This is a genomic window from Actinocrinis sp. (assembly GCF_035650855.1).
Taxonomy (GTDB): Bacteria; Actinomycetota; Actinomycetes; order Streptomycetales; family Catenulisporaceae; genus Actinocrinis.
Genome location: NZ_DASRGV010000390.1, coordinates 1 through 4,850, shown reverse-complemented (window position 1 = coordinate 4,850; position 4,850 = coordinate 1). Strand labels below are relative to the sequence as shown.

The 4,850-nt window shown below is 71.0% G+C and carries 3 protein-coding genes; 2 read left to right on the top strand and 1 reads right to left on the bottom strand.

Going from position 1 to position 4,850, the window contains the following annotated elements; all coding sequences use genetic code 11:
* Both VFB40_RS27530 and VFB40_RS27525 read left to right on the top strand, forming a co-directional pair.
* Positions 1-256: hypothetical protein (locus tag VFB40_RS27530; RefSeq protein WP_324855793.1), on the top strand; the 256-nt coding region annotated here is incomplete at its 5' end.
* A 79-nt stretch (positions 257-335) separates the two neighbouring features.
* A complete protein-coding gene (locus VFB40_RS27525) occupies positions 336-2,867 on the top strand; it encodes a SpoIIE family protein phosphatase (protein WP_324855791.1) in 2,532 nt (843 codons plus the stop codon).
* Positions 2,868-3,076: 209 nt separating this feature from the next.
* On the opposite strand, the gene VFB40_RS27520 is transcribed toward VFB40_RS27525, so the two are convergent.
* Positions 3,077-4,850, bottom strand: a 1,774-nt coding sequence (locus tag VFB40_RS27520; RefSeq protein WP_324855789.1) for a DNA gyrase subunit A, incomplete at its 5' end; no start/stop codon positions are given.

Sequence of the window (4,850 nt, the reverse complement as noted above, 5' to 3'; positions counted from 1 at the left end):
GATCGGCGTACGGATCAGGGTAGGGGAGCGGATCGGCCCGGAGTACGCGATCGCGGGCGGTTCGATGGTCGTGCGCACCTTCCTCGCCGCGATCGAGGAGGGCGAGCCGGCGCTGCGCGGGAGCCACGACGACTTGCTCTGGGTGCGGCCGGGGACGGCCGAGGCCCGCGCGCTGCCGTGGCTGGAGGGCGATCTGCTGATCTTGGACGCGCTGGACGAGCGGGCGGCCGCCGAGGGTGTCATCCGAGTGGCCTAACTCGGTCGTGGATCAATATAAAGATCATACTTTGCGGGAAGGAGTCCGGGCAGCCAGCTCTCGATTCCCAGGACCGTACATGCCCGCAGCCTTCGACCGTTCGAAGAGCGCCTTGGATGCGTCCGCCGGCGACTCTTCGGCCGGCGCCGTCGAATCAGCCTGCGAGCCGGCCGAGTCCGAACCCGACGAACGGGCTTCGGCGCCCGCCCCCCAAGCCAGCACCGACACCGGATCCGCCGCCGCGTTCGACGCCGAATCCGATACGTCGACCGACACCGAATCCGAATCCGGTACCGAACCGAACGCCCCGCTGCGCTCCACCCTCGGATCTGAGCCCGGCCTGAGCTTGGCCCAGTTCGCCGCCTCGGCCGTGGATCCGCAGCGGATCGAGGTCGAGCGGGCCCTGTTCGAGTCGCTCTTCGACCAGGTCCCGGTCGGCATCGCGATCTACGACACCGAGCGCCGCTACCTGTTGGTCAATCAGGCCTTCGCCGACTACAACGGCATCCCTCCACAGGAGCACATCGGCCTGCTCCCCGAGGACGTGAATCCGAACCTCGGCGATACCGTCCCGCTGCTCCAGCAGCAAGTACTCGATACCGGCGAACCGGTTGTCGACAAGCTGGTCAAGACCGCGACCCGCAGCACCGAACCGGGCACCTGGCGGTACTGGTCCATCTCCTACGCCAGGCTGCAGACCGAGGACGGCCGGGTCCTCGGGCTGACCGCGATCGCGACGGACGTGACCGAGCGTCAGAAGGCCTCCGAGCGCGAGAGATCGGCGCACGAGCGCACCGCGCTGTTGAACGCCGCGAACAGCCGCATCGGCACCTCGCTGGACATCGACCGCATCGCAGCCACGCTCGCGGACGTCGCCGTTCCGCAGTTCAGCGATGCGACCACCGTCTACCTCCTCGACGCTGAGAAGCCGTCAGGCGGCGCGGAAACGGGAACCAGGCCCGTCGCTGCCATCGCGTACTCGGCGCTGGCAGCCGGCGAGTCCGCTGACCAAGCGCTCCACATGCACGCGGTCGCGGCACGCGGGCAGACCGCCACCTCCGAGACCGGCACGACGTCGCAAAAGAAGCGGTCACGACTGCGCGGAAGCAGCCGCAGCCTTCCGCCGATTGAGCCCGGTACCGCACTCTACGAGTGCATAGCCAGCGGACGTGCGCAGTTCCTCCATCTGGAAGACCCCGGGCGCCAACCCCCACACACGCCCGACGCCGATAGGCACGGTCACGACGCGAAGGACACTGGACGCGCGGAACGCAGCATCGTCGCTCCGCTCAAGGCGCGCGGCTCGCTCCTTGGGGCTGTCCGGTTTGCCCGCGCGACGCAACGAGACGAATTCACACTCGTCGATCTGGAAACCGCGGAAGAGCTCGCCGCACGTGCGGCGGTCGCGATGGACAACGCGCGGCTGTACATGCGCGAGCGCGATACCGCACTGATGCTGCAACGCTCGCTCATGCCGCAGCGATTCGACGCGGTAGACGGCACACAGGTCGCGTTCCGGTACCGGCACGGCGCCGCGGGCGCTCAGGTCGGCGGCGACTGGTGCGACGTCATCCCGCTGCCCTGCCGCCGGGTCGCGTTCGTCGTCGGCGACGTGATGGGCAGCGGCTTGTCGGCGGCGGGAATCATGTCCCAATTCCGCACCGCGGCGCGCACCCTCGCCCAACTGGACCTGAGCCCGGCGCTGGTGCTGCGGGAACTGGACGAACTGGCCCGCTCGATGAGCGAGTCACACCTGGCGACCTGCATCTACGCGGTCTACGACCCCGTCAGCGGGGAGTGCACGCTGGCCTCGGCCGGCCATCCGCCACCGGTGCTGGCCACCTCCGGCGGCGGAGCGGACCTGGTCGGGCTTTCACCCGGTGCGCCGCTCGGCCTCGGCGGCCAGCGCTTCGAGGAACGCGCGTTGACCATCGAACCCGGCTGCGCGCTCGCCCTCTACACCGACGGCCTGGTCGAGGGCCGCGACCGGGACATCGAGAGCGGGATCGACGAACTGCTCGGCGCCATCTCGAAGTCCGCGCCGGTCGGCCTGGGCTCGCCATCCGGCGCCACCGGGTTCGCCGTGGCCGACGGCCGTCGGCTCGAAGCCGCCTGCGACGCGGCATTCGAGGCGCTCATCGGGCCGCACCGCAGCGACGACGCAACGCTGCTCATCGCCTCGCTCGGTCGGCTCCCCGAGAACCAGGTCGCCTCCTGGGTGCTGACCAGCCAGCCGACCGTCGCCGCCAGGGCCAGGGAACTGGTGCGCCGCTGCCTGCACGAGTGGTCCGCCGAAGAGGCGGTCGCCAACGCCGACGACAGCGGCCTCTCCCCGCTCGTCGGTGACGTGGCCGACGTTGTCGAACTACTCGTCAGCGAACTGGTCACCAACGCGCTGCGGTACGGCCGCGGCCCGATCGGACTGCGGCTGCTGCGCGGCGCCGACACGGTGGTGTGCGAGGTCTCCGACGAACTTGAGGCGGCGCCCCGGCTGCGCACCGTGCAGCACGGCGAGGAGGGCGGCCGCGGCCTGTACCTGGTCGACCAGCTCTCGCTGGATTGGGGAACCAGGACCACCGCGCACGGCAAGATCGTCTGGTTCGAGGTCTGACCAGGCGGCAGGCCGCCCTGCTCGCGTCGAGGCGCGGCCCCGCCGATCTCGCCGCGAAGACACCGCCGATGACCTCGGTCCCAGCGTGTTCCGCAAGACCGACGGACCCGCGCCCGCGACCGCCAAGCCCGGGCCCGCGTCCGCGCCTGCGACCGCCAAGCCCAGACCCGCGCCCGCGACCGGCAGGCCCGGGCCAGCGTCTGCAACCGTCACGCCCCCGGCGCCACCACGGCGATCGCCTTGCGCAGCGGGGTGCCGGAGCCGTCCCGACGCTGGTCGAGCGGCGGCAGGTCCACCGGGTTGCCCGCCTCGTCGGCGGCCCGGGCCGGAGCCGCGCCCGCCCACGCGAAGACCAGGGCGTCCTCGCCGCGCAGGAACCGCTGGCAGCGCACGCCGCCGGTGGCCCGGCCCTTCGGCGGGTAGAGCTGATACGGCGTCATCTTCGCGCTGCCCGCGCTCGTGCCCGGCAGCGCCCCGCTGGAGCCGGCGACGGTGACCACGACCGCGTCCCGCTCCGGATCCACCGCCGCGAACGACAGCACCGACGCGCCGTCAGACAGCTTGATCCCGGCCATTCCGCTGGCCGGGCGGCCCTGCGGGCGCACCTGCTCGGCGGAGAACCTCAGCAGCTGCGCGTCCGTGGTCAGGAACACCAGATCCTCCTGGCCGGTGCGCAGCTCCGCCGCGCCGACCACCCGGTCGCCCTCCTTGAGCGTGATCATCTCGAACTCGTCCTTGTTCGCCGGGAAGTCCGGCACCACCCGCTTGACCACGCCCTGCAGCGTGCCCAGCGCGACGCCGTGGGACTGCGGGTCGAGCGTCGAGAGGCACAGCACCTTCTCATCCGCCGCCAGGTCCACGAACTCGGAGGCCGGCGCGCCGCCCGCCAGGTTCGGCGGCCCCGCGGTGACCGGCAACGAGGGCAGGTCGATCACGGAGACCCGCACCAGGCGGCCTGCCGAGGTGAGCACCCCGAAATCACCGCGCAGCGTCCCCTCGACCGCCGAGACGATCGCATCGTGCTTCGCCCGGCGCGCGTCCGACTCCGCGTCGCCGTCCGCCGCGCTCGCGTCCCCGCCCCCCGGCAGCGCGATGCGGGCGAGCAGCCCGGTGGAGGAAAGCAGCACCCGGCACGGCGCGTCCTCGACCTCGAGCGGGACCGAGGCGGCCACCGGCGCGTCCGCGGCCTCGAGCAGCGTGGTGCGCCGCGGGTTGCCGAACTCCTTGGCCACCTGCGCCAGCTCCTCGGAGACCATCTTGCGCAGCAGCGCGTCCGACTCCAGGATCGCCGTCAGCTCGGCGATCTCCCGGGCCAGCTTCTCCTTCTCGGTCTCCAGCTCCAGCCGGTCGAACCGGGTCAGCCGGCGCAGCGGAGTGTCCAGGATGTAGTTCGCCTGAACCTCCGTCAGCTCGAACTGCGCGATCAGCCGCTCGCGCGCATTCGCCGCGTTGTCCGAGGTGCGGATCGTCTGAATCACCGCGTCGATGTTCAGCAGCGCGATCAGCAGGCCGTCGACCAGGTGCATCCGGTCCGACCGCTTGCGCCGCCGGAACTCGCTGCGCCGCCGCACCACCTCGAATCGGTGGTCCAAATAGACCTCGAGCAGCTCCTTGAGGCCCAGCGTGAGCGGCTGCCCGTCCACCAGCGCCACGTTGTTGATGCCGAAGGACTCCTCCAGCGGGGTCAGCTTGTACAGCTGCTCCAGGATCGCCTCGGGGTTGAAGCCGTTCTTGACCTCGATGACCAGCCGCAGCCCGTTGGTCCGGTCGGTCAGGTCCTTCAGGTCCGAGATGCCGAGGATCTTCTTGCTCTGCACCAGCTCCTTGACCTTGGCGATCACCCGCTCCGGGCCGACGTTGTACGGCAGCTCGGTGACCACGATGCCCTTGCGGCGCGGGGTGACGTTCTCCACCGAAGCGGTGGCCCGCATCCGGAAGGTGCCGCGCCCCGTCTCGTAGGCGTCCCTGACGCCCGACAGGCCC